This is a genomic window from Streptomyces sp. CLV115, assembly GCF_038448545.1.
GTDB lineage: Bacteria > Actinomycetota > Actinomycetes > Streptomycetales > Streptomycetaceae > Streptomyces > Streptomyces sanglieri.
Map to the genome: position 1 here is coordinate 1 of NZ_JBCEWQ010000360.1, position 795 is coordinate 795.

Genomic DNA, 795 nt, shown 5'->3' on the forward strand with positions numbered 1-795 from the left:
CGAGGTCGTGGCGTTCGCCGAGGAGAACGGGCTGCCGATCGCGATCAAGGCCGCCTTCGGCGGCGGCGGACGCGGGCTGAAGGTCGCACGCACACTTCAGGAGATCCCGGAGCTCTACGACTCCGCGGTCCGTGAGGCCGTCGCCGCGTTCGGCCGCGGCGAGTGCTTCGTGGAGCGCTACCTCGACAAGCCCCGGCACGTGGAGACCCAGTGCCTGGCCGACACCCACGGCAACGTCGTCGTGGTCTCCACCCGCGACTGCTCGCTCCAGCGCCGCCACCAGAAACTCGTCGAGGAGGCCCCGGCCCCCTTCCTGTCCCAGGAACAGAACGCGGAACTGTACGCCGCGTCCAAGGCGATCCTGAAGGAAGCCGGCTACGTCGGCGCCGGCACCGTCGAATTCCTCGTCGGCCTGGACGGCACGATCTCCTTCCTGGAGGTCAACACCCGCCTCCAGGTCGAACACCCGGTCACCGAGGAAGTCACCGGCATCGACCTCGTCCGCGAGATGTTCCGCATCGCCGACGGCGAGGAACTCGGCTACGACGACCCCGCCATGCGCGGCCACTCCTTCGAGTTCCGGATCAACGGCGAGGACCCCGGCCGCGGCTTCCTGCCCGCCCCCGGCACCGTCACCACCTTCACCCCGCCCACCGGCCCCGGCGTCCGCCTCGACGCCGGCGTCGAATCCGGCTCCGTCATCGGCCCCGCCTGGGACTCCCTGCTCGCCAAACTCGTCGTGACCGGCGCGACCCGCGAACAGGCACTCCAGCGCGCCGCCCGCGCACTGGCCGA

General features: G+C 70.9%; 1 protein-coding gene. It reads left to right on the top strand.

Features of this window, described 5'->3' with window-relative positions:
• On the top strand, nucleotides 1–795 hold a 795-nt coding region (locus AADR41_RS42135), incomplete at both ends, for an ATP-binding protein (protein ID WP_342287762.1).